Origin of the sequence: Labrys sp. (in: a-proteobacteria) (genome assembly GCF_047605565.1) — a bacterium.
Classification (GTDB): domain Bacteria; phylum Pseudomonadota; class Alphaproteobacteria; order Rhizobiales; family Labraceae; genus Labrys; species Labrys neptuniae.
Genome location: NZ_JASGFM010000008.1, coordinates 147,643 through 170,894, shown reverse-complemented (window position 1 = coordinate 170,894; position 23,252 = coordinate 147,643). Strand labels below are relative to the sequence as shown.

General features: G+C 63.3%; 20 protein-coding genes and 1 pseudogene. 8 read left to right on the top strand and 13 right to left on the bottom strand.

All coding sequences use genetic code 11. The annotated features are described in order from the left end of the window. The 8 genes from QM672_RS10655 to QM672_RS10620 all read right to left on the bottom strand — a co-directional run. The coding region (locus QM672_RS10655) for a hypothetical protein (protein ID WP_415082462.1) at positions 1-202 on the bottom strand (202 nt) is incomplete at its 3' end. Positions 203-428: 226 nt separating this feature from the next. After that, positions 429-875: a DoxX family protein gene (locus QM672_RS10650; protein ID WP_311935371.1), complete on the bottom strand. Its 447-nt coding sequence runs from the start codon at positions 873-875 to the stop codon at positions 429-431. Positions 876-985: 110 nt separating this feature from the next. After that, entirely contained in the window at positions 986-1,450 is a 465-nt protein-coding gene (locus tag QM672_RS10645; RefSeq protein ID WP_415082460.1) for a tetratricopeptide repeat protein, read from the bottom strand. A gap of 33 nt (positions 1,451-1,483) precedes the next feature. Continuing rightward, positions 1,484-2,458, bottom strand: a complete 975-nt coding sequence (locus tag QM672_RS10640; protein ID WP_415082458.1) for an MBL fold metallo-hydrolase — start codon at positions 2,456-2,458, stop codon at positions 1,484-1,486. 124 nt (positions 2,459-2,582) lie between these two features. Then, a complete protein-coding gene (locus QM672_RS10635; RefSeq protein WP_415082456.1) occupies positions 2,583-3,434 on the bottom strand; it encodes an inositol monophosphatase family protein in 852 nt (283 codons plus the stop codon). Beyond that, the gene (locus QM672_RS10630) at positions 3,431-4,165 is read right to left on the bottom strand and encodes a FadR/GntR family transcriptional regulator (RefSeq protein ID WP_415082454.1); all 735 of its coding nucleotides are present in this window, start codon (positions 4,163-4,165) and stop codon (positions 3,431-3,433) included. Before QM672_RS10630 ends, QM672_RS10635 begins: the two co-directional genes overlap by 4 nt. Before the next feature lie 163 nt (positions 4,166-4,328). After that, a complete protein-coding gene (locus tag QM672_RS10625) occupies positions 4,329-6,209 on the bottom strand; it encodes an autotransporter domain-containing protein (RefSeq protein ID WP_415082452.1) in 1,881 nt (626 codons plus the stop codon). 568 nt (positions 6,210-6,777) lie between these two features. After that, a complete protein-coding gene (locus tag QM672_RS10620; protein ID WP_311935360.1) occupies positions 6,778-7,437 on the bottom strand; it encodes a GntR family transcriptional regulator in 660 nt (219 codons plus the stop codon). Positions 7,438-7,598: 161 nt separating this feature from the next. Here QM672_RS10620 and dctP point away from each other — a divergent pair, with 161 nt between their 5' ends. The 5 genes and pseudogenes from dctP (at position 7,599) to QM672_RS10595 (ending at position 13,587) form a co-directional block, all read left to right on the top strand. Next, positions 7,599-8,639: a TRAP transporter substrate-binding protein DctP gene (gene dctP / locus QM672_RS10615; RefSeq protein WP_415082450.1), complete on the top strand. Its 1,041-nt coding sequence runs from the start codon at positions 7,599-7,601 to the stop codon at positions 8,637-8,639. A gap of 90 nt (positions 8,640-8,729) precedes the next feature. After that, a pseudogene (locus QM672_RS10610) lies at positions 8,730-9,155 on the top strand (TRAP transporter small permease); the annotation flags it as partial. A gap of 96 nt (positions 9,156-9,251) precedes the next feature. Further along, the gene (locus QM672_RS10605) at positions 9,252-10,595 is read left to right on the top strand and encodes a TRAP transporter large permease (RefSeq protein WP_367623430.1); all 1,344 of its coding nucleotides are present in this window, start codon (positions 9,252-9,254) and stop codon (positions 10,593-10,595) included. Positions 10,596-10,634: 39 nt separating this feature from the next. Further along, positions 10,635-12,059, top strand: coding sequence for a malonyl-CoA decarboxylase (locus QM672_RS10600; RefSeq protein ID WP_415082448.1), 1,425 nt, complete (start codon positions 10,635-10,637; stop codon positions 12,057-12,059). A gap of 10 nt (positions 12,060-12,069) precedes the next feature. Next, positions 12,070-13,587, top strand: a complete 1,518-nt coding sequence (locus tag QM672_RS10595) for a malonate--CoA ligase (protein ID WP_415082446.1) — start codon at positions 12,070-12,072, stop codon at positions 13,585-13,587. Positions 13,588-13,791: 204 nt separating this feature from the next. Here QM672_RS10595 and QM672_RS10590 read toward each other — a convergent pair whose 3' ends face one another. Then, positions 13,792-15,372 (bottom strand): alkaline phosphatase D family protein, encoded by a 1,581-nt coding sequence (locus QM672_RS10590; RefSeq protein ID WP_415082444.1) that lies wholly within the window; start codon positions 15,370-15,372, stop codon positions 13,792-13,794. Between the two features lie 194 nt (positions 15,373-15,566). On the opposite strand from QM672_RS10590, the gene QM672_RS10585 reads away from it, so the two are divergent. Both QM672_RS10585 and QM672_RS10580 read left to right on the top strand, forming a co-directional pair. Further along, positions 15,567-17,072 (top strand): hypothetical protein, encoded by a 1,506-nt coding sequence (locus QM672_RS10585; RefSeq protein WP_415082442.1) that lies wholly within the window; start codon positions 15,567-15,569, stop codon positions 17,070-17,072. Positions 17,073-17,283: 211 nt separating this feature from the next. Then, positions 17,284-18,771: a hypothetical protein gene (locus tag QM672_RS10580; RefSeq protein ID WP_415082440.1), complete on the top strand. Its 1,488-nt coding sequence runs from the start codon at positions 17,284-17,286 to the stop codon at positions 18,769-18,771. A 78-nt stretch (positions 18,772-18,849) separates the two neighbouring features. On the opposite strand, the gene QM672_RS10575 is transcribed toward QM672_RS10580, so the two are convergent. After that, a complete protein-coding gene (locus QM672_RS10575; protein ID WP_311935346.1) occupies positions 18,850-19,707 on the bottom strand; it encodes a LysR family transcriptional regulator in 858 nt (285 codons plus the stop codon). A 117-nt stretch (positions 19,708-19,824) separates the two neighbouring features. On the opposite strand from QM672_RS10575, the gene attM reads away from it, so the two are divergent. Continuing rightward, positions 19,825-20,616, top strand: a complete 792-nt coding sequence (gene attM / locus QM672_RS10570) for an AttM family quorum-quenching N-acyl homoserine lactonase (protein ID WP_415082437.1) — start codon at positions 19,825-19,827, stop codon at positions 20,614-20,616. A 7-nt stretch (positions 20,617-20,623) separates the two neighbouring features. Here attM and QM672_RS10565 read toward each other — a convergent pair whose 3' ends face one another. The 3 genes from QM672_RS10565 to QM672_RS10555 form a co-directional block, all read right to left on the bottom strand. After that, positions 20,624-21,904: a cystathionine gamma-synthase family protein gene (locus QM672_RS10565; RefSeq protein WP_415082435.1), complete on the bottom strand. Its 1,281-nt coding sequence runs from the start codon at positions 21,902-21,904 to the stop codon at positions 20,624-20,626. Between the two features lie 243 nt (positions 21,905-22,147). Next, entirely contained in the window at positions 22,148-22,687 is a 540-nt protein-coding gene (gene fae / locus QM672_RS10560; protein WP_311935339.1) for a formaldehyde-activating enzyme, read from the bottom strand. Positions 22,688-22,891: 204 nt separating this feature from the next. After that, positions 22,892-23,251 carry an MmcQ/YjbR family DNA-binding protein gene (locus tag QM672_RS10555; protein ID WP_311935337.1) on the bottom strand — a complete coding sequence of 120 codons (360 nt, stop codon included), beginning with the start codon at positions 23,249-23,251 and terminating at the stop codon, positions 22,892-22,894. Position 23,252: the final 1 nt, after the last annotated feature.

Genomic DNA, 23,252 nt, shown 5'->3' with positions numbered 1-23,252 from the left:
GGATGACACTGCCCTGCGGTGTCGAGAAGCTGACGACCGGATAGGGATTGACCGAGACGATGGTGCCCGCGGCGGAGGCCGTGCGCGGGCTGCGCCATTCGTTCATGCCGAGCACCGGGGCAGCCAGCAGTCCGACGAAGCCCAGGATGAGGAAGGTACGCCCCACGACGCGCAGGGCTGTCGGGCCTTGCACACGTTTCACACTCACCATCATTTCGTTCCAGTCGCAATTCCGATGCCCGGGGTTTACGGCACTTGCGGCCCCTTGGGAACAGGCTGGCTGCGAGACCGGCTGGTTGCGGTCTGCTGGGAATGTGTTTTGTTCCGGTATTTCAGTTGCGATTCCATGTTCACGCGGTGAAGTAGCCGTCATTGCTTCGCTACGCTCGCAATGACGACAATCCGGGTTGGCAATCAAACGACACGCTCTAGAACAGGATCCGTCTCAAAGGACCAGGCACCGAGGGCATTTGCCGCAGCAGCCGATCCAGGGAGAATCCGCCGGATCCGGCAATCGACAGGACGAACATGCCGCCGGCGATGGCAAGGTCCTTCTCGAAATGCAGCAATTCATTCTGGCTCGAGAAGTCCATGTGGAAGAGCGTTGCCGTGGCGAGGCAGAACAGGCCGAGCATGATGGCACCGATGCGGGCGAACACACCCAAAGCGAGGGCCAAGCCTGCACCCAGTTGCAGCGCGATGACGCCCACGACCAGGGGGGCGCTGATGCCGACCACGGCCATGGCCTCAACGGTGCGCATGAAATGCAGCGCCAGGGTCGTGCCTTCGTGAATGAAGATCAGGGCAAGCAGCAGCCGGCCGGCGAGCAGCACGGCATCGGCGAGCCCTGGCTTGATCTTGCTGATTGGGGTCATTGCAGCCACCTCCGACGGAAGGAGGCCGGCAGGAGCCTTGGCGCCCGCCGGCTCGCACGTCATTTCGTCACCCAGGTCATTTCGTCACCCAGGTCATTTCGTCACCCAGGTCATTTCGTCACCTTGGTGTCGATGGCTTTCTGCAGGTCTTCGAGTTCCTCGCAGCCCTGGGGACACAGCTTGCCGAGTTCCGACAATTGCACCTTGGCCTTGTCGACCTCGCCGGTCTCGACATAGAGCTCGCCGAGATATTCCCGGGCGGCCTTGTGGCCGGGCTGCAGTTCCAGCGCCTTGGTGTAGTAGGTGAGCGCCGTCTGGTAGTCGCCGGTCTTGCGCAGCGTGAAGCCGAGCAAATTGTAGACATCGGCCTGCTGGGTATCTTCGGCCAGGCCCCGCAGTTCCTCCAAGGCGCCGGTATAGTTCTTGGCCTCGATCTTGGCCTTGACGGAGGTCAGGTCCGGCGCGTCGGTGGATTCGATGTTGTCGACGGCATAGGCCGGTATCGAGAGCAACGTGGTGGTGACCGCGGCCAATGCCAGCGTGGCCACCGCGGTTGCGACTGCATATTTCAGCATGATTTTCTCTCCTGGAGGCAGGAATGTCGGGTTTCAGAGCTGTGCGGTCGGCGTGAAGCCATAGGCGTTGCCGTCCTTCACGAAGGTTCCGCTGCCGGGGAACGGGAAATGCGAGCCGCAGATCCGGATGTTGTCGGCGATCACCCGGTCGATGAGCTTGCGCCGGGTCGCGATGGCCATCGGGCCATCCTGGTCATAGGCGCCTTGCCAATCCGGATGGGGGGCGAGCAGAGCGGGCACATACATGATGTCGGCCGAGACCATGAACTGCTCGTTGCCCGAGCCGACAAGATAGACCGAATGCCCCGGCGTGTGGCCGGGTGCCGACAGGATCCGGATGCCGGGCGCGACTTCCGCTCCGTCCTGCACCAGCTTCCAGTTCTTCCATTTCGGAAAGTTCTCGACGATGCGCTTGCCGGCGGGCCGCCGCCCTTCGGCGAGCTTCTCGACACGCGAGGGATCGGTCCACCAATTATATTCCGCAGCGCTGACGATCAGTTCCGCATTGGGGAAGACCGGTGCATTGGTGCCCTTTTCCATCAAGCCCCACACATGGTCGGGATGGAAATGCGAGATCATGATGGTGTCGATCGCCTTGTAGTCGATGCCGGCTGCGGCCATGTTGGCCGGCAGATGCGTGGCATTGGCCTGCCATTGCCCGACGCCCGAGCCGGCATCCATCATGATCAACTTGCCATTGACCTTGAGCACGACAACCGTGAGGGGGATCGGCATGAATTCGGTGGTCAGGCCGGCCTTGGACAAGGCCGCCTTGGTATCTTCCACCGAGGCGTTCTTGATGAAGGTCGGGTCGTGGGGCTTGCGCCAGATGCCATCATAGATGGCTGTCACCTCGATGGATCCGACCTTGTATTTGTAGAAGCCCACGCTGGGCTCGACCGCAGTCTGGGCGAGGGCAGGGGCTATGAATTCAAGTCTTCCCGCCAGGCCGAACGCTGCGGCTGCCGCCGCAGAACCCAGCACCGTACGGCGCGTCATCTTCAGCATTCTGGTCACTCCTGTTCAACGGCTCATGCCGGACGGCGGCACGGGCTGTCAGTGCCTCCGTTGAGTGACCAGACCCGGCGGCGTGCGGAATTATTCCCGCCCGCCGCAAAGTTTTTTAAAAAGCCTATGGGCGCGCTGAGGCTGTTCCGCGCCTGATCTCGTGGGACGAGAGGAGTGTCTTTCGGCGTGGTGTCGTCGCCGCCAGCATGAGATCCTGCAGGGATTGGCGAATGGAAGGGGTACAGGCGAGGACCTTGTGACCCTCCAGCAGGCCGGGACCGTGCGGAAAATCGCTGGTCCAGCCGCCGGCCTCCTCGACCAGCAGCAGGCCGGCGAGAACGTCCCAGCTCTTGAGGGAAAGCTCGCAGAAGCCGTCGATGCGCCCGCAGGCGACCGCTGCCAGTCCCATCGCCGCGGAGCCGTTCTGGACGAAGGCATAGCCCTGGCCAAGCAGGTTGCCGATCAACCCGAGATAGTCGGCGGCAGGATGTCGGAGCGAATATCCCGCATCGACAATCGCATCAGAGGGGCCGCGTGCCGCCCGAACCCGGATGGGCCTGCCGTTGCAGAAGGCACCCTGGCCGCGCCGGGCGGTGAAGATCTCGTTGCTGACGGGATCGTAGACGACGCCGCTTTCCGTCTGGCCGTCGACGCAAAAGGCGATCGACACGGCGAAATGGGCGATGCCGCGGGCAAAGTTCAGCGTACCGTCGATCGGGTCGATGACCCACAGATGGCGTGCGGGCGCGCCGCCGGTTTCCTCGGTCAGGATGCCGTCGGCCGGAAACGCTCCGGCAAGTTGATCGATCAGGAAACGATCGATTTCCAGATCGGCCTGGGTCACCGGATCGTGCCGGCCTTTTTCGGCGCTGGACAGGGCCTCGCCGGAGCGGAAGTAGTGACGCGCGATCGCCCCGGCCTGCCGGGCGCAGTCCTGGGCAAAGCGATGCCGCCGGTCGATGTCGCCGCCGGTCATGATTTCCGTTCGCGCCTTGCCACCAGGGAGCGCTTGACGTCCTCCTCCGCCTCGTCGAGCAGGGAGGTGATGGCCTTGGCGGTGGCGATCGGATCTCGTCTTGCAATGTTGTCGACGACGGCCTGGTGCAAAGCGAGCGAGTGGCTCTGGCCCCCGGGATTGTCGTCCGTCAGGCGGAAGCTGATCATCAGGGCTGTCTCGATCAGTGCTGCAAGCGAGCCGATCAATTCGTTGCCGGACATGCGCAGGATAGCCTGATGGAAGGCGAGATCCGGCACGGCGAAGCGTTCGCTGTCGTCGCCGGCCTGCTCCATCCGCGCCAGCAGGAGGCGCAACTGCGCGACCTGCTCCTCGCTGGCCCGCTCGGCCGCCAGGGCGGCGGCCATCGGCTCGATGGCACGCCGGAGCTCGAACAGGGAGCGAGCCTCCTCGGCCGTGGTTCTTGGTCCGTAGCGCCAGACCAGCACGTCGGGATCGAGGAAGTTCCAGTCTTCGCGGGCGCGAACGCGCGTGCCCACCTTGGGGCGCATCTCCACCATGCCCTTGTTGGCGAGCACCTTGACGACTTCCCGCAGCACCGTGCGGCTCACGCCGTGGGCGGCACTCCAGTCATCGGCATTGGGCAACTGGTCGCCCGGGGCGAGGTCACCCCGTACGATACTCTGGCCGATGTCGTTGAGGAGGCGCGAATAGAGGCTGGTGCCGGTGGCGTTCCCTCCCAGAGAGCTCATGGGTGAAACCTTGGAAGGAAAGGCTGCATTCTTCATTCTATTCCTGTTAGCTGCGTATCACGCCGCTGATAAGCACCTTGGGGCGATGGCGGTGAGGTGGCATGGCGAGCTTGCCTTGGTAAAGCCGCTGCGTCCAATCCCCACCGCCCTGGGATCCTTCAGATCACAGCTTCATGTCGAGATTGACCTTGAAGGCATGGCCTTGGGTGTGGCTGGCAAGCTGGCCCGAATAGGAGGCGCCCAAGGTTGTGTTGGGGGCAAGCGCGATGTCAACGCCGGCCTCGATCGCCAGCGCATCCTTGGCAAGCGGGGCGCCCGCTATCGTGAAGGACGAGCCGTTGTTGAAGGCGAGCTTTGCATTCTGGGTGACGTCGTCGAAGGCGTGCTGCCAGCCGAGCGTGCCGCGCAGGGTCAGCGTGGTCCCGGCGAGGTCGAAGCCGGTCGAGGCATGGAGGCCCAATGTGGTGTAAACGGTGTCTGCCGAACTCTTCTGGGCTGTCAGCGCGGCCGTGGTGCCGCCCTTCTCGGCAAAACCATTCGTGTCCAGATGGACATAAGCGAGATTGGCGAAAGGCTCGAAGGCGCTCCGGCCCAGATCGAAGCGGTAGCTGAGTTCACCGAAGGCCTGCGCCGTCGCGGCATCGTACTGCCCCGAAAGCCTCTCGCGGAAGGCCGGGAATACAACGTCGCGCTTGGTGTCGACATTATGCCAGCCATAGATGGCGCCGGTGCGAAAGCCGAGCTGTCCCCATTGCGTGCCGCCATAGAGGCCGAGCTGATAATTGTTGCTGGAACCATCGGAGGTCCGGGCAGAGACGTCGAAACTCGTATGGCTGTAGCCGGCGAGAACACCGAGACGCCAGTCCCCGACCGGCGCGTCGATACCGCCGATGAAACCGCCGCTGGTGCGATCGAAGGAGGCCGCTTCGCCCGAACCCTTGGCTCTGCCGGTGGCGGCGAAAGGCGTGCCCCAGACCACGATGCCGTCGGTGCTGCCCGTGGCGGCCCCGCCCGACGTTCCGACGATGCCGCCGAAGGCCGAGCGCAGGCGCCGGTTGGCGGCATCGCGCGGGTAGCGGCTGTCTTCGATGAAGGCGCCCTTGATATCGGCATGGATTTCGCCCGAAAGCGCATTCCCGTAGGGACGTACATAGCGGTAGAAGCCGATCGCAGTCTCGCCCGGATGGTTCGGGTCTTCCTCCCGGTTCAGGATATGCATCGACCAACCGTCGGGCGTGTTCTTGAAGACCAGGCCCTCGACCTCCTGCTCGCCATCGATCTTGAGATTGCCGATGAGTTCGACCTGGCCCGTCAGCAGATTGGCGCGGTAGATCAGCTTCTGGTCGTTATCGGTCGAAAAATACATCCAGCCATTGAAGATCTTGCCGCCCTGTGCCTGATCGATGGTCTGCGACAAGGGAATGTATTTCTGGAACGACCAGTCCGAAAGGTTGTAGACGGCGAGTTCCTTGGCGTTCTCGTAGGCCATGCCGTAGCCGACGCCGTTCTTGGCGTCGACGGCCACCCAACTGGCGACGTCATGCGTGCCATGGGGAGGACTGAGGGCGAAGGCCTGGCCGAGATAGGTCAGTGTCTTGGCGTCATAGATCGCGAAGACCGGCCTTTCATATTTCCCGTTGGTGGTCGGCGAGCGGTTGCTCGTATCGAGCGAGATGTAGAGCTTGCCATCGGCATAGTCGATGTCGCCGATATGGTTGAGCCCGATATCGGAATATTGCGAAGGGTTCTTCAGGGCATCCGGAATGGCGGGGGTAACCAGCAATTTTGGATCGAAGGCGCCGTTGGTCATTTCCAGGGCATTGGTGCCGGAAAAATACCAATTGGTGCCATCGGTGGTGACGCCTTGCCCGCGGGAGGCGTCTACGCCGGAGAACAGTGATTTCTCGACCATGATCCAGGGCTCGACCGCGAGGGCCGGCAGGCTGGCGGCGGCGAGAAGCGGAGCACAGACAAGGCAGGGCCATGCAAGCTTGCGGAACAGATCAGGCTGTTTCTTGGGCCTATCAAGGGCGATGGAGGACATGGTCTCGTTCTCTCGTGGGCAGGTTCTTGTGGTTGCGCGGCAGCGTTCGCCGGCCTGCAAGCCGGCGATGATGTTCGGATTGGGTGGGTGACGAGCTAGCTCGGCCGGTGGCGGCTGCCGCCGGGCCATGGCCTCCCGATGGGCGCCGGACAATGGCCTCGCCCTGGATAATGGGAAGCAGATATGGAAGTCATGCCAGTATGGAAAATTCCATGCCGACGTGTGCCTGGTACAAACAAAGCATTCGGTTGCCGGTTCGTACCGTCATCCGCAGAGCGTACACTATGATCTCAACGAAATAGCGCGTTAAGCCTTGGATCCTGTCAATTGTAACTTATGCTTGGTCACGGGTTGGCCGCTTGGACACTTTTGCCCGATCAATTCGGCATGAGTCTCGACGGCGAGCGCGTTGTGGGCTTCATAGGGCCGGCTCGTGACATTAGTATGAATAATATGAAGAATAGAGATGGCCCGCCTGTGGCTCGAGAGGACGGGCGGATACCCGCCCTGTCTGCCGAGGGCGACGGGTGCTGAAGGGGAGATCGGTGATGGTGCTGAAACGCCGGATTTACTCGGCCGCCGCCCGATTGAGCGAGGCGATCAGGTCGGTGAAACGCTCGCCCTGCACCGCGACGTGATCATAAAGGCGCGTGGAGGCGAGGGTACTGTCACCGGCGAGCAGAGCGTCGACGATGGCCTCATGCTCGGCCAGTGAGGTGCGCATGCGGTTGCGTACGCGCAGTTGCAACCGGCGGAACGGGGCGAGGCGCTTGTGCAGGGCGGTGGCTTGTTCGGCGATGAAGTCGTTGCCACTGGCGACATAGATGGCGCGGTGGAAGCGCTCGTTCTCGTAGTAATAGACATCCATGTCGCCGCTGTCGGCCGCCTTGCGGCAGGCTTCCAGTGTCTCTTTCAGCGCGGCCTCGTCGCCCGGCAGCAGGCGGCGGGCAGCGAGGCGCCCGCAGATCGCCTCGAATTCGGCCATCAGGCTGAACATGTCGATCAGGCGCTTGGGATCGGGAGCACTGACGATGGCGCCACGATGGGGGCGAATCTCGACAAGGCCGGCGGCCGCCAATTGCTGGAGAGCCTCGCGGATCGGCGTGCGCGAGACCCCGAACCGGGCTGCCAGCGAGACCTCGTCAAGCCGATCGCCGGGCTTGAATACCCCGGTGGCGATTTCTTCCTCGATCTGATTGCGCAGGCGCGTCGCGGGTTTTTCGTTCATGGCCGATATCCTCCGCAATTTCGTACGACTCCCGGGACAACGGAGTCAATCACGCAAAACTTGTATACAATTTTATTGTAACTGTTTCAAAACTGCAATAATGATGAATGCAACCGCAGGCGGAACCAGCCAGCCTCGGATGGATTGAAGAGGAAAACGCCATGTCACGTGCCTTGAGGCAGATGTCGCTTACCCGGAGGCAGATCCTGACTGCCGCACTTGCAACGCCATTGGTCATCCGGTCCGCCGGCGCTGCCCGCGCCGCCACCACGCTGAAGATGTCGCATCAATTTCCCGGCGGCACGGCGGAGCAGGGCGATTTTCGGGACCGTCTCTGCCGCATCTTCGCCGCCGAGGTGGACAAGCGCACCAGCGGGGCCCTAAAGTTCGACGTCTACGCCAATGCTTCGCTGATGAAGACCAATGCGCAATTCTCGGCCATGCGCCGCGGCGCCTTGGACATGTCGCTGTTTCCGGTCGCCTATGCCGGCGGCGAACTGCATGCCACCAATCTGGGCCTGATGCCTTGCCTGGTGACGAGCTATGAGCAAGGTGCGGCCTGGAAGAATGCCGAGATCGGCAAGGCGCTCTCCGGCATCCTGGAGGCCAAGGGCATCAAGATCATCGCCTGGGTCTGGCAGGGCGGCGGCGTGGCCTCGCGCGGCAAGCCGGTATTGACGCCCGACAGCTCCAAGGGGCTGAAGATCCGTGGCGGCAGCCGCGAAATGGACCTGATGTTCACCGCTGCCGGGGCGCAGGTCTCCACCATGCCCTCGAACGAAATCTATATCGGCATGCAGACCAGTGCGCTCGACGCGGCCGTGACTTCGTCGACCAGCCTGATCTCGTTCCGCCTGGAGGAACTCGCCAAATCGCTGACCTCGGCGCGGAAAGGCTCCTTCTGGTTCATGCTTGAACCGCTGCTGATGTCCAAGGCGATCTTCGACGCCCTGCCGGCCGATCAGCAGAAGGTGCTGCTCGACGTCGGCGCCGAAATGGAAGGCTGGGCCACCAAGCAGGCGCAGCACGACGACGAGGAGGTCGCCAAGGTCTATGCGGCCAAGGGTGTCGAAGTCGCGGATTTCAGTGCGGCCGACCTCGCCGAGTGGCGCAAGATCGCCGAAGCCAGTTCCTGGAAGGATTATGCGGCGCGCTCGAGCGAAGCTGCGGAGTTGCTGAAGCTCGCACAGAAGGTGGCGTGAGATGGCGGCTCGATCCAGCATGACGCCATCCTTGCCGCCGACGAAGCCGGCCCGGCGGAGCAGGCAGGTGGGGTGCGGCGGGTGTTCGGGATGGTCAACGCCGTCGCCTTCCGGCTGTCGGCCGTGGCTCTGCTGGCAGCGGCCGTTGTCCTCACCTTCGGTGTCATCACCGGGCATGTGACGCGCCAGTCGGTGCTCTGGCAGGATGAGGTCACCATCTACCTGATCGCCGGCGCCATCTTCCTGTCGGCGGCCTCGGTGCAGGCGGTGCGCGGCCATGTCGGCATCGACATCCTTGACCATTGGCTGCCGGCTGCCGCCGGCACCAGGCGGCTGGTGGTCGATGCGCTAGTGCTGTTCTTCTGCGTGCTGTTCGCCTGGAAATCGGGCTCGCTGCTGCACGAAGCCTGGGTGGACGAGCAGACCTCGCATTCGGCCTGGGGCCCGCCTCTGTGGATTCCCTATTCCCTGCTGACGGCAGGCATGGTGCTGCTGGCTGCGCAGGTCGCCCTGCAGGTGGCTGAACGATCGCTTCCGGTGTGCATCATCGTGCTGCTCGCGGTGGTTGCCTTCGGCCTATGGTCGCGGCCGCCGCTGCCGCTGCTGACCGGCCTGCCCCAATGGGGCATCGGCGTCGCCTACTGCGCGGCAACACTGATCGTGCTGTTCTCGGGCATGCCGATCGCCTTCGCGCTTGGCGTGGTGGCATTGACCTTCATGATCCTGTTCATGCCAGCGGCCTCGATCGACACGCTGGCACAGAATTTCTACGAGGAACTGGCCAATGTCATCATTCTCGCCATCCCGCTCTTCATCCTGAAGGGGGCTGCGATCGGCCGTTCCAATGCCGGCAAGGACCTCTATTCGGCCTTGCATGCCTGGCTTTATCGCATTCCCGGCGGGCTGGGCGTTGCCAACACGGTGGCCTGTGGCCTGTTCGCCGCCATGGCGGGCTCCTCGCCCGCCACCTGCTCCGCCATCGGCGCTGCCGGCATTCCGGAGATGCGGGCTCGCGGCTACTCGGGCGGCTTTGCCGCCGGGATCATCGCGGCCGGCGGCACGCTCGGCATCCTCCTGCCGCCTTCGGTGACCATGCTGCTCTATGCGGTGGCGGCTGAGGTCTCGCTCGGCAAGCTTTTCCTGGCCGGGATCGGCCCGGGCCTGCTCCTGATGACGATGTTCGCCGTCTACGCCATGCTGCACTACCGCAAGGAGAAGCAGCAGGCCTTGGTGCAGGCCGAGCGCACCGGCATTCGCTCTGCCATCCTGCACGAGGAGAGCTATACCTTCGCCCAGAAGCTTCGCATGATCGGCTGGGTGGTGCCCTTCGTTTCCATCCTCGCCGGCGTGATGGTGGTGCTCTATGCCGGCTGGGCGACGCCCTCCGAGACGGCCGGCGTCGGTGCCGTGCTCGCCTTGGCGGTGATCTCGGCCATGTACGGTATCTGGCGGCCCTCCAAGGTGATGCCGATCCTCTCGGGCACGCTCAGGGAATCGACTATGCTCTTGATGATCATCGGCATGTCGCTGCTCTATTCCTATGTGATGAGCTATCTCCAGATCAGCCAGTCGGCGGCAGCCTGGATCATCAGCCTGAACCTGTCGAAATGGCTGCTGCTCACCGCCATCCTGCTCTTCGTGGTCGTCCTCGGCTTCTTCCTGCCGCCGGTCTCGATCATCCTGATGACGGCGCCGATCATCCTGCCGCCCTTGAAAGCGGCCGGCTTCGACCTGATCTGGTTCGGCGTGGTGATGACCATCGTCATGGAGATGGGCCTGATCCATCCCCCGGTGGGGCTCAACATCTTCGTGATCAAGAATATCGCGCCGGATATCCCGCTCGGGGATATCATGCGCGGTACGCTGCCTTTCGTCGGATTGATGGCATTGGCGGTGGTGCTGGCCTGCCTGATCCCAGGCCTCGCCACCTGGCTGCCCGATCTGATCATGGGGTAATCCCAATGACTCGACCTTGACAGGGTATGGTGAACAGCGATGAGCAGAAACTTCCTGCAGGAATTCCTGGAAGCGGTCGCCGAACGGGGGAGGGGCCTCATCGGCCTCGAACGCCCCGCATCCCCGGTGCGATCGGCCGATCTGCTGGCCCTCAGCAATGCGTTGCTGACCGGCCGGGGCGAAGTTTCCGGTGTTGCCCTGGCACAGCAATGGCTCGACGCCTATGCCGCGGCCGATGAGGAACAAAGGCGGCACCATCTGGCGGCGCTGGCCGACGGCTTCGGTCCTGACCAGCCGCGCCTCGATGCGGCGATAGAGGCCTATCTGCAGGACAAGTCGCCCCGGGCGATGGCCGAGCTCAGCGTGGCCGCCGAGCCGAGACGCCAGGAGCTCTTCCGCCGGCTCAACCGCCCCGCCGGGGGCACGGCTGCCCTGGTACGGCTGCGCGAGGACGTACTCGCCGGCCTGCCGGGTAATGGGAAGCTGGAGGCCCTCGATGCGGATCTTGCCCATCTGTTCTCGTCCTGGTTCAACCGGGGCTTCCTGATGCTGAAGCGGATCGACTGGACGACACCGGCGAACATCCTGGCCAAGATCATCCAGTATGAGGCGGTGCATACCATCCATAGCTGGGACGATCTGCGCAGCCGGCTGGAGCCTTCGGATCGGCGTTGCTTCGCGTTTTTCCATCCGCAGATGGCGGATGAGCCGCTGGTGTTCGTCGAGGTCGCCCTGACGCAGGACATACCGGGGACGATCGCGCCTCTGCTCGATCTCGAACGCAAGCCGATCCGGGCCGAGGATGCGACCACCGCGGTGTTCTACTCGATCTCCAACTGCCAGGTCGGCCTGCGCCGCGTGTCCTTCGGCAATCTCCTGATCAAGCAGGTGGTCGAGGAACTGAGGCGCGACCTGCCGAAGCTGAAGAATTTCGTCACCCTGTCGCCGGTTCCCGGCTTCATGGGCTGGCTTAAGCGCGAACTCGCCAAGGACGAGCCGCATATTCCTGGCGTGGCCGATCTGACGGTGCTGGAGGGGCTGTTCAGGCCGGCCGAGCAGGGTGGCACCGGGCCGACGGAGACCATGCGCGAGGCGCAGCTCGCGGCTGCCGCCCATTATTTCCTCGCTGCAAGAACATCGTCGGGCGCGCCGGTCGATCCGGTGGCGCGCTTCCATCTCGGCAATGGCGCCCGTCTCGAACGCATCAACTGGCGCGGCGACGTTTCGCCGAACGGGCTGCGCCAGGCCGGCGGCCTCATGGTCAACTACCTCTACGATCTCGATGCCATCGAGGCCAATCACGAGGCTTTCGCCAATCAGGGCGTCATCGCCGCGAGCCCGGCCGTGCGCAAGCTCCTGAAAACCGTGGAAGCGAAGCCCGCGCGTCGCAAGCCGGCCGTACCGGCCTTGCCGCCGCCCGCTGCCAACTCCAAAACGGCCGGCCGGCCGTCATCCAATCCCTGAGGAAATTTGCGTGTCGAACCATCTCTTCACCCTGATCCGTTCCCGGATGCCGGAACCGGGGAAACCCTTCCTGACCCTCGCCGACGGCAGCGGCTTCGACTATGGCGCCGTGCTCGCCTGGTCGGGTCGCTATGCCAACGCTCTGCGCGGCTATGGGGTCGAGACTGGCGATCGCGTGGTCGTCCAGGTCGAGAAGAGCCCGCAGGCGGTGTTTCTCTATCTTGCCTGTGTGCGGGCCGGTGCGGTGTTCGTGCCTCTCAACACCGCCTATACCAAGGCCGAGCTCGACTATTTCGTCGGCGATGCCGAACCGCGCCTGCTGGTCTGCGCACCGGAAAAGGCGGGCGAACTCGGCGAGATCGGCACCCGGCTCGGTGCCGCCGTCGCGACGTTGGGAAGCCATGACGACGGGTCGCTCGCCGAGGCGGCGAAAGGCGCACCGGAAAGTTTCGACGACGTCGCGCGCGGCGAGGACGACCTGGCGGCGCTGCTCTACACGTCCGGCACCACGGGGCGCTCCAAGGGCGCGATGTTGACGTATGGCAACTTGGCGTCCAACGCCGTCACCCTGGCCGACTATTGGCGTTTCAGCCAGGCCGACGTGCTGCTGCACGCTTTGCCGATCTTTCATACGCATGGCCTGTTCGTGGCCATCAACACCACCTTGATGGCGGGCTCCTCGCTGATCTTCCTGCCGCGCTTCGATGCGGCGGAAGTGCTGCACCACCTGGCCAAGGCCACCTCCATGATGGGCGTGCCGACCTTCTATGTGCGCCTCCTGCAGCAGGAGGGCCTCACGCCCGAGGCGACCGCCCATATGCGGCTGTTCGTGTCGGGATCGGCTCCCTTGCTGTCGGAGACTCATGAGCAATGGAGAGCGCGTACGGGCCATGCCATTCTCGAGCGTTACGGCATGACCGAAACCAACATGATCACCTCCAACCCCTATGACGGCGCGCGCGTGGCCGGCGCCGTCGGCATGCCCTTGCCGGGTATCTCCCTGCGCATCGTGAAGCCCGAGACGGGCGAGCCCTTGCCGCAGGGCGAGATCGGCATGATCGAGGTGAAGGGCCCCAACGTGTTCAAGGGCTATTGGCGCATGCCGGAAAAGACCAGGTCCGAGTTTCGGCCGGATGGTTTCTTCATCACCGGCGATCTCGGCAAGATCGACGCCGATGGTTATGTCCATATCGTCGGGCGCGGCAAGGATCTGGTGATTACAGGTGGCTACAACGTCTATCCCAAGGAAGTGGAGACGGAGATCGACGGCATTCCCGGCGTGTTCGAAAGCGCCGTCATCGGCGTGCCGCATGCCGATTTCGGCGAGGGGGTGACGGCGGTCGTGGTGCGCAAGCCCGGCGCCACGGTGGAGGAGCGGACGATCCTCCAGACCCTGGAGGGGCGTCTCGCCAAGTTCAAGCAGCCCAAGCGCGTGCTCTTCGTCGACGAATTGCCGCGCAACACCATGGGCAAGGTCCAGAAGAACGTGCTGCAGACGACCTACAAGGATCTTTACGTGCGGGGATGAGTATGGTGGCCTTCTCCCCCCGCGGGTATCGTCAACTCTCTTGAGTTGACTAGAGGTCCCGGCAGGGGGATGAGGGGAGAAGCATGACCTTCCAAGACATGCGCCGACACCCCTCATCCGCCCCCACGTTCTTTACTTGAACGCGTGGTCCTTATGGGACCACGCTACGGCACCTTCTCCCGCAAGGGGAGAAGGTTTTCGGCCTCAGCCCAGCTTCGGCTCGAGGTGCGTCGACCACAATGCCGCATCGGCGGCGTCGCGCAGGGTGACGGTCATCACCCGCGTGTCGGCGGCGATGGCGACATGGCCGAAGAATTGCAGGCCGGCCGCGGGCGACAGGTTCTGCTGGCCGCCTTCCGGCGCCTTCACATATTTGAGCTCGGGCCCGAAGGTCATGTCGAGGTCGTTGGGGCCGAACGTGCCCGAGTGGAGCGGACCGGAGACGAATTCCCAGAAGGGGTCGAAATCCTGGAAGGCCGCCTTGTCCGGGTTGTAGTAATGGGCGGCGGTGTAGTGGACGTCCGCCGTCAGCCATACCGTGTTCTTGACGCCGGCCGCCTTGATGAAGCGCAGGAGATCGGCGAATTCGAGCTCGCGGCCGAGCGGCTTGCCATTGTCGTTGTTCGAGACGGCCTCGAAGCCCTTCTTCTGTTCGGCCTTGTCCCACACCACCAGAGCCAGCGGCATGTCGGCGGCGATCACCTTCCAGGTCGCCTTGGAGTTGGCGAGCTCACGCTTGAGCCAGGCAAGCTGCTCGGCGCCGAGGAAGGCCGCTTCCCCGCCTTCGGTGGTCTGCAGATTGGCGCCGTTCGGGCCGCGATAGGTACGCATGTCGAGCATGAAGACGTCGAGCAGCGGGCCGTATGGGATCTTGCGATAGACCCGGCGCGGCTCGGCCAGCGTGGTGGCGATCGGCATATATTCGTGGAAGGCCTGTGCGGCGCGCGCCGCCAGGGCCGCAATCGACTTTTCCTTGTAGCGATCGTCGCTGAGCAGGTCCTTGGAGGACGACCAGTTGTTGGTCACCTCATGGTCGTCCCACTGGGTGATGACCGGAACCTGCTGGTAGAGAGCGCGGAAGTTCTTGTCCATGAGGTTGTATTTGTACTGTCCGCGATATTCGTCGAGAGTCTCGGCGACCTTGGACTTTTCCGGCGTGACGATGTTCTTCCAGACGGTGCCGTCCGGCAGCTTCACCTCGGGCTTGATCACGCCGTCGGCATAGATGTTGTCGCCCGAATGGATGAAGAAATCCGGATTGTGCTTGAGCATGGCCGAATAGATCTTCATGCCGCCGCGGTCGGCATCGATGCCCCAGCCCTGGCCGGCCGTGTCGCCGGACCAGACGAAGGAGACGTCACGCAGTCCGGCCGGGGCCGAACGCAGGTGCCCAGTGACCACTTCGCTCTCGACGCTGGTATGGGCGAGATCCTGGAAGCGCACGCGGTAGAAGATCTCCTGATCGGCCGGCAGGCCTTCGGCCAGGATCTTCACGGTGTAGTCGGTCTCGGGCGAGGCGGTCACCGTCGGCAGCCGGTTCACCGTCTTGAAGCTCTCGGTCGTCGACCATTCGAAGATCGCATTGGCTGGGCGGTCCGTGCGCGACCACAGCACGGCCCTGTTGCCGGCGACGTCGCCCGACTGCAGGCCGGCCGTAACTTCGGGGCGGTCGGCGGCGCGGGACAGGCCCGGCATGGCGAACGTACCCGTGGCCCCGAGCAGGCCGGTTGAGGCGGTTGCGGTAAGGAAGCGGCGGCGTGACAGAGGTCTTTCGATGAAGCGCATGGCGACTCTCCAGCTTGAAATGCGCTCCTTCTTGGCCATCGACATGACAGTGGCATGTCAAATGGTTGGAGGAATTATAAAGAGGGTTGTCGGCATCGAACGTTCCCACGCTTTCACCAGACGGATTCATGAGTCAGGCGGCCGGTGATGTGGCATAGGAAAGGTCGGCATTCGTCCAGTTAGTCGAGGAATCGATGGTTGCTTCGAGCTGTTTCGGCGTTTGGCACAAGACCGTTAGAACGACCCTGCTAGCCGGTATGATGCTGGCCATCGGTTTGCCGGGGAAGCCGGCCGTCGCCGGGCCTGCGACAGATGGCGGTGCCAGGGAGATCACCGACGCCTTGGGCCGCAATCTCGGCAAGGTCTGGATCGACAAGGGCGTCATCAGCGTGAAGCCCGATGGCGAGGGCTACGATCTCGCACTCGCCATCGGTAGTGCCAAGCTCGGCCTGCCCGGCGATGGGATGACATTCAGCCTGAAGCCTTTCACCCTCCGGCTCACGCCGAAGGGAGAGCGACGCTTTGCCTTCGAACTTCCCAAATCCACACTCGAGCTGACTTACAGGAACCCAGCCTTGTTTTTCAGCGAAGAAGGATCGCGTCGCTTGGTGAACTGTTCCGGTGAAGGCTTGCTCGATCTGGATGCCTTCCTGGTTTCGGAGGGCAATCTTCAATGCGAAAGCAGCACCGCCTCCAACTCCGTCGGTGTCTTTGGAGGGGAGGGCAAGACAGGGCTCATCAGTCTCAAGTTGGCCGGCACGGCGGTGGCGGACGGCAACATCGATGGCCGGATATCCTATGAGGTATCGAGTTTTGTCGAAACCTTCGGCGCCAGGATTGGCGATGCCTTGCCGACGTCGCTGCCGAAACCGGAGATGACCACCAAAGTCGACGGAATTCGTCACGATTTTTCCGTTTCGGGCCTGAGGAAGACTGGATTGACGACAGCCTTTGCTTTTCTATCCGATCGGTTTCTCCGCGGGCCTGGCACTGCAACGCGCGCGGAGATTGAGGCGCTCGCCAAGGGCGTCATGCCGCTTTGGAGCAATGTCTCGCTGAAGTCGCACTATGAGAATCTGAGTTGGGGCACGCCTCGTGGGCCGATCAAGTTCGCCGTCATCGACGCAGCCATGAAGAATGAGGGCCTGGTCGAGCATACCGACCTGGATGGGACCTTAAGTGTTTCCGGCATGCAGGTACCCGGAACCGTGCTACCCAGTTGGGCCGCCATCCTGGTGCCGGAGAAGATCACGCTCGATACCAGGTTGAAAGATCTCGATCTGGAAAGCCTTGTCGATGGCGCGATCGAGGTGGCTACCAGGGGCGGCTCGCCGGTGCCAGGGGAAATGCATGCTCTTTTGTTGCGTGTCTTCAGCAATAATCGGGCGACACTCGCATTTGATGCGACGGCAACGGCCTCGGGCTACGACATCAAGGGGCAGGGGATGACGTCGATATTCCCCTCGCAAGGAGGGAAGGCTATCATTTCGGCTGCGGGTGTCGATGCCATAGACGCAGTTCTCGCCAAGGCGGCTGTTTCCGATCCCATGTCCCGGCGCGCTGCATTGGGGGTCGCCTTCCTCAAGGGCCTGGCAAAGACGGGGTCCGATGGCCGGTTGATCTGGAATGTCGAGTTCGAGAGGCAGATGAGCAAGATCACGGTGAACGGCCAGTCCTTTGGGCCCGGGACGCGCCAGTAGCAACGCTGTCTGGTGATTCAAACACATAGCTTGCAGCAAAATTTCACAGGCAGCACGCTTTCACCTGTGGCACAAAGCGTTGGGAGATTTGGCGGAAACGTCAAGAATCGCAAAGACACGCCGAACCAGAGAGCTGGAGCAAAGTAGAGTTTCCGTCCAAATGGCTTTGCTCCAGGGGACGAAATCTTTCACATGGCAGACCGGGTATTTTATGATTTTCCTGAAGAAATCTGAGCGTAAATACGGTGTTCGGCGCCGGGTCATTCTGGCCAGCGTGGCGCTTGTCACGCAGGTCTCCTCACAGGCCCTGGCTGAACCCGCCACCGAGCAAGGCGCCAAGGCGATCCGCGACGAGATCGCCCGCTATCTCGGCCCGAAAGTGTTCGAGAAGGGTATCGTCACGGTCAAACCCAATGGCGAGAGCTATGATCTCACCTATGATGTCAGCAGCAGCAAGCTCGGCCTGCCTGCAGATGGCGCCCAATTCAGCTTCGGCCCGTTTACCGCCCGCCTGATCCCCCAGGGGGACGGTAAATATGCTTTTGAGCAGAACAGTCCTGCGCTCGATATGGTCTACAAATCGGGCAAGGCCGGACCGCAGAGCGAACTGGTCCAGCGCTTGAAGAATTGTACCGGAAAGGGCGTCTATGATCCCAAGGCCGAGCAATTCACCGAACAGGCCATGCGTTGCGAGTCCGCCGCCCTGACGATGCGTTCGCCGCTCGAGGACATCGACGCCACCGTCGGCAAGATCGATTTCACCATCACCGGCAAAACGGGGGAGGCCGGCACGACGGATCTGAACGTGACGGGCGACCTGCTGGACCTCGTCGAGACGGTTACCGTCAAGGATCCCGCCAATCCGGCGCCGCCGATGGTGCTGCGTGCGGATCGCGTGCACGAGACTTTCGTGGCCAATGGCTCCAGTGGCGCGCAATTCATGCAGGCCCTGGCCTATTTCGCGGCCCGCAAGGTGGGGGACAATGGCAAGGCGGCCCAGGAGCAGGCGCGGGCCAAGCTGAAGGCCGTGCTGCCGCTGTGGAAAACACTGTCCGCGCAGATCCGCTATGACAACATGACGGTGGGGACGCCCAAGGGCATCATCAGGATTGCCACGGTGGATACCAACCTCGCTTCGAACGGCCTGGTGAAGACGGGCAATGTCGGCCTGAATCTGGCCATGAGCGGCCTTGCCCTGCCGGATGGCATGCTGCCCGACTGGGCCAAGTCTCTGGTGCCGGAAAAGGCGACGCTCGATTTCAACCTGACCGGGCTCGATCTCGAGACGATCGCCGGCAAGATGATCGAGGTTGGCACCGACACCAAACCGGCTCAACCGGATGCGCTCAAGGCGGCGCTGATGCCATTGCTTCTGGCGGGCCAGCCCAAGCTCGCTTTCGGCCAGAGCCTGACGGCGCCCGCCTTCGACGTGAAGGGGCAGGGGGAGACGTCGCTGCTGCCGGCGCAGCAGGGCAAGGCGACGGTTTCGGCCTCCAACCTGGATGAGATCGCCGCCGCTCTCGGCAAGGCCGGTGCCTCCGATCCCGGGCCGCAGCGTGCGGCCATGGGCATCGCCTTCCTCAAGGGGCTGGCCAAGACCGGGCCGGACGGCCGGCTGACCTGGGACATCGACTTCGACAGTCTTGCCCGCAAAGTTACGGTGAACGGTCAGTCCTTCGGGCCGGGCGCGCAGAAATAGAGCGCTCCCAAACGGCGGGCAGGATTCCGAGGGCGGCTTTACCGAAAGGCTGCCCTCTTCGCGTTTGGAGCAGCCCGATCAGGCAAGCTCCTTGGCCAGCAAATGGCGGACTTCCGCCACAAGGGCGGATTCGCCGGCCTGGGGCGGCAGGATGGAGAATTCGATGTCCGGCATGGCCGGCAGGCCGAAATCGCCATCGAGAGTGGCCATGCCGGCCGGTATGGCGGAACGGTTGAGGCAGGCCAAGCCCAGGCCGGCGGCGAGCGCCAAATGCAGACCGGCGACCCCGGCGGCCGAATGGGCGATCTCGTAGTCGATATCGCTTTGGTTGAGCGTGCGGATGATCAGGCGCTGAAGGGAACAGGCCTCGGGAAGCACGACCAGCGGCAGACGCCGGGCCGCATCAAGGGCAAGGGCGGGCGAGGCGATCCAGGACAAGGGCTCGCGGCCGAGCCGGATGCGGCCGTCCTCGTCGGACGCACTGTCGTCGTCGAGAAGGCGCATGGACAGGCCGATGTCGAAGTCGCGGCGGTTTTCGATCATCAGGCTCTGGCGGGTCGCGACATGCAGCTTGAGCTGCGGATAGCGCTCGCGCAGGCGCTTGAGCAGGAGCGTGATCGTCGCCGGGCGGAAATAGTCGGTTATGGCCAGGCGCAGATCGCCGGCGAGCGGCATACCCAGGACATCGCGAAAAGCCTCCTCGCTGAGTGCCAGCAGCCGGCGTGCGTGCACGACCAGGCGTTCGCCGGCGGATGTGAGGCTGGCGCCGAGCTTGCCGCGCACCAGCAAGGTCACGCCGCAATGCTGCTCGAGCTTGCGCATCTGTTCGCTGACGGCCGATTGCGAGCGATGAACCCGTGGCGCTGCTGCCGACAGGCTGCCTGTCTCGGCGATGGCGACGAGGGTCTGCAGGAGATCGAGGTCGAAGGGGCGCATTTATCCATCTGCTTTCCTGATGGATGATATCATATATTCCCGATTTTCCGATTGGAAGCGCGCCCTTATACAATTGCGATCCGCGTTGAAGGAGCCGACGGACCGTCGGAGTTTCAAATGTCTAGTCTACGATTGTATATGTTCCAGTCCGGCACCCAGCGCTGCAAGCTGCACCACATCAAGATGAATCAGGGCGAGGGGGAGGATTGCGAGATCCCGGTGCCCTGGTTCCTGGTGATGCATCCGAAAGGTGCAGTGCTGATCGACGGTGGCCTGGCGGCGGAGGGCCTTGCCGATCCCAGGGCCTATTGGGGCGGCAGCGTCGAGGTCTTCCGCCCGGTGATGGCACCCGAACAAGGCTGCCTCACCCAGCTTGAAGCGCTCGGCATCCGGCCCGGCGATATCCGCTTCGTGCTGCTTTCGCACCTGCATTCGGACCATACCGGCGCCATCGGGCGCTTTCCCAATGCCACTCACATCGTGCAACGCCGGGAATATGAATATGCCTTCACGCCGGACTGGTTCACGGCGGCGGCCTATGTCCGCCGGGATTTCGACCGGCCGGGTCTTGTCTGGCAGTTCTTGGACGGCGAGGCGACGGACGATTTCGATCTCTATGGCGATGGCACCATCCGGATCCTGTTCACGCCGGGCCATTCGCCCGGCCATCAATCCGTGATGGTCGATCTTCCGAACAGCGGTCCGTTCCTGCTGGCGATCGATGCCGCCTATACCTGGGACCACTGGAACGAGAAGGCGCTGCCGGGCCTGATGAGTTCGGCCAGCGATGTGGCCCGCTCGGTGCGCAAGCTGCGTTTCCTCGCCGATCGGGTGAGCGCGACCGTGGTGCCGGGCCATGATCCCGAAGCCTGGGCCGGCTTCAGGCAGGCGCCCCATTTCTACGATTGACCGCCGCTCAGGCCTCCAGCGCCTGGGCGAGATCGGCGATCAGATCCTCGGCATTCTCGATGCCGACACTCAGCCGGATGGTGGCATCGGTCACGCCGAGCTGGGCCCTCAGCTCGGCCGGCACGCCCGAATGGGTGGTCGAGGCGGGATGGCTGGCGAGGGACTCGGTGCCGCCGAGGCTGACAGCGAGCTTGAACACTTTCAGGGCATTGAGCAGCCGGAAGGCCTCGGCCTGGCCGCCCTTGATCTCGATGGAGAAGGTCGAGCCCGCGCCGGTGCATTGCCGCTCGAACACCCGGCGCGCCGGGCTGTCCTCCGGCAGAGCATGCAGGGCATGCACGGCGGTGACGCCGGCATGGGCGGCCAGGAAATCGGCGACGGCCACGGCATTGCGCGCGGCCGCCTGCATGCGCAACGACAAGGTTTCGAGCGATCGGCCGAGCATCCAGCAGGTGTGGGGATCGAGCTGGGTGCCGACGGCGCTGCGCAACGCCCGCACCGGTTTCAACGCCGTTTTGCTGCCGATCGCCGCGCCGGCGATGAGGTCGCTGTGGCCGCCGATATATTTGGTGGCCGAATAGACCACGATATCGACGCCATGGCCGAGAGGCCGCTGGAAGAGCGGCCCCAGCAGCGTGTTGTCGCAGATGATCACCGGTCGTGCACCTTGCATGTCGGCAATGCGATCGGCGGCTGCGCCGATGAGGGAGAAGTCGACCAGCGTGTTGACCGGATTGGAGGGCGTCTCGATCAGGATGGTGCTGACCCGGCCTGCCGCCATCGCCTTGTCGGCAGCCTGGTTGATCGAGGCGGCATGAAGGCCGTCCATGAAGCCCGCATGTCCGATGCCGAAATCGGCGAGGGTGCGGGCGAGCAGCGTCTCGGTGCCGCCATAGAGCGGCTGGCTGTGCAGCACGACGTCGCCGGGGCGGGCATAGGCCAGCACGGCCATGGAGATGGCGGCCATGCCCGAGGAGAACAGCAGAGCCGCTTCGCCGCCTTCATAAATGGCGAGGCGATCCTCGACGATCTCGGTGTTGGGGTGGTTGAAGCGCGAATAGACCAGCCCCGCCGCGCTGCCGGCGGGCGGCGTGCGCCGGCCCGAGGTGTAGTCGAAGAAGTCGCGCCCGTCCTCCGCCGATTGGAACACGAAGGTAGAGGTGAGGAATACCGGCGGTTTCACCGAGCCCTCCGAGAGGGCCGGATCGTAGCCATAGCCCAGCATCAAGGTTTCAGGATGCAGGGGATGATTGCCCAGCGTGTGCTTGTGGCTGCGATCGACGGCCATGACCGGCTCCTTTCACGTGCAACCTCGGAAGCGGTGGTGTGGCGCGTATGGTGCGGTCGGCCATGACGTCTGTCAAAGGGAAGGAGTCGGTCGCTCGACCGGCCGACTCCTTCGGAGCCCACGAAGTATGAATGAACCGAAATATTGTCATCCCCTTCCCCTCGCTGCGCTCGGCCGGGGATGACAGCCTGATGATCAGTTAACCGCTCTTTCCGAAGTGCGGCGGGGGCGCCTCATGCCGGCTCAATATTCGACGACGCCGTCGAGTGCATAATGTTTGATGGTCTTCCGGTTGGCGATCAATTCGTCGATGGTGGGCTCCCCGGTCATGGCACGGCGAATGGCGAGCTTGGTCGCCTCATAGTTGGTGCGATAGAGGTCGGCCTTGTCGAGATTGGGATCTGCCGGACAGCGCGGATCGAGCCAGATCGTGATGATGATGCAGATCTTGTCTGTCTGGTCCTTCGGCAGCACGCCCTCGACGACGCAGTCGACGATCGCGTCGCCGGTCGCCCCCTGAACGACGCCGCCGAGAAGCTCGACATAGGCGGCATTGTGGATCGTCACCTTTGTCGTCATCATCGTGGCCGGGCGGACGAGCTGGTTGAGGTCGCGCACCACGAACATGCGGGTATGGCCGACCGTCTGGCCGAGCATGGCGGCGAAGCCGTGGCCGACCGGCCCGTCGACGGAGCCGATCAGCACCTCCGGCATGGCGTCTGTGTATTGGCCTTCCTTGGCGAGCACGGTGGCTTCGCCGGTGCGAAAGATGATGTCGGTCAAGTCACTGCTCCTGTTCCAAGCCCATCGGCACGATGAACCCTTTCTGCGGCAGCGGATGATGGGCCGGCGGTCCTCAAAATCGCAAGCCTCGGGGCTTGTGAAAAAAGGACGCATAGTTGACCGGGGGGAGTCGCAAATTTGCCTCAGACCTGCGTTTCGCTGAGCCCTCGCCAGGATTGGTGGTTCCACCGACCCCGAAGCGCCTCAGGCTGGAAGGCCGAGCTCCGCCCGTACCTTTTTCGACAAGCCGCGCGAGACGATGAAATGCGACTGGCGCAGATAGTCGCGCAGTTCCTCGTCGCTCAGGCCGGGCTCGGCGTAGTGCTGGATCCACTTCATGCCGCGCGAAGCGAGATAGGGGGCAGGACGCAGGCCAGGTTGCTCCTTGAGTACCTCATAGGAGATCTCGCTCACCTTGAAGCTGTAGCGCGGCACACCGTCCTGCTGGCCGCCGATGGCGAAAACCTTGCCGCCGACCTTCCAGACATGGGCTCCGCCCCATTGCACCACATGGCTGGTGGCGGGCAGCGCGCCGCAGAAGGCGTTGTACTCTTCGTGTGTCATG

Bases quoted from the DNA above. Each gene is read 5' to 3' on its own strand.
- dctP (WP_415082450.1), top strand. From the start codon at position 7,599: ATGTCACGTGCCTTGAGGCAGATGTCGCTTACCCGGAGGCAGATCCTG.
- QM672_RS10620 (WP_311935360.1), bottom strand. From the start codon at position 7,437: ATGAACGAAAAACCCGCGACGCGCCTGCGCAATCAGATCGAGGAAGAA.
- QM672_RS10645 (WP_415082460.1), bottom strand. From the start codon at position 1,450: ATGCTGAAATATGCAGTCGCAACCGCGGTGGCCACGCTGGCATTGGCC.
- QM672_RS10635 (WP_415082456.1), bottom strand. From the start codon at position 3,434: ATGACCGGCGGCGACATCGACCGGCGGCATCGCTTTGCCCAGGACTGC.
- QM672_RS10580 (WP_415082440.1), top strand. From the start codon at position 17,284: ATGATTTTCCTGAAGAAATCTGAGCGTAAATACGGTGTTCGGCGCCGG.
- QM672_RS10590 (WP_415082444.1), bottom strand. From the start codon at position 15,372: ATGCGCTTCATCGAAAGACCTCTGTCACGCCGCCGCTTCCTTACCGCA.
- QM672_RS10575 (WP_311935346.1), bottom strand. From the start codon at position 19,707: ATGCGCCCCTTCGACCTCGATCTCCTGCAGACCCTCGTCGCCATCGCC.
- QM672_RS10565 (WP_415082435.1), bottom strand. From the start codon at position 21,904: ATGGCCGTCGATCGCAGCCACAAGCACACGCTGGGCAATCATCCCCTG.
- attM (WP_415082437.1), top strand. From the start codon at position 19,825: ATGTCTAGTCTACGATTGTATATGTTCCAGTCCGGCACCCAGCGCTGC.
- QM672_RS10585 (WP_415082442.1), top strand. From the start codon at position 15,567: ATGGTTGCTTCGAGCTGTTTCGGCGTTTGGCACAAGACCGTTAGAACG.
- QM672_RS10650 (WP_311935371.1), bottom strand. From the start codon at position 875: ATGACCCCAATCAGCAAGATCAAGCCAGGGCTCGCCGATGCCGTGCTG.
- QM672_RS10640 (WP_415082458.1), bottom strand. From the start codon at position 2,458: ATGCTGAAGATGACGCGCCGTACGGTGCTGGGTTCTGCGGCGGCAGCC.
- QM672_RS10555 (WP_311935337.1), bottom strand. From the start codon at position 23,251: ATGACACACGAAGAGTACAACGCCTTCTGCGGCGCGCTGCCCGCCACC.
- QM672_RS10600 (WP_415082448.1), top strand. From the start codon at position 10,635: ATGAGCAGAAACTTCCTGCAGGAATTCCTGGAAGCGGTCGCCGAACGG.
- QM672_RS10625 (WP_415082452.1), bottom strand. From the start codon at position 6,209: ATGTCCTCCATCGCCCTTGATAGGCCCAAGAAACAGCCTGATCTGTTC.
- QM672_RS10630 (WP_415082454.1), bottom strand. From the start codon at position 4,165: ATGAGCTCTCTGGGAGGGAACGCCACCGGCACCAGCCTCTATTCGCGC.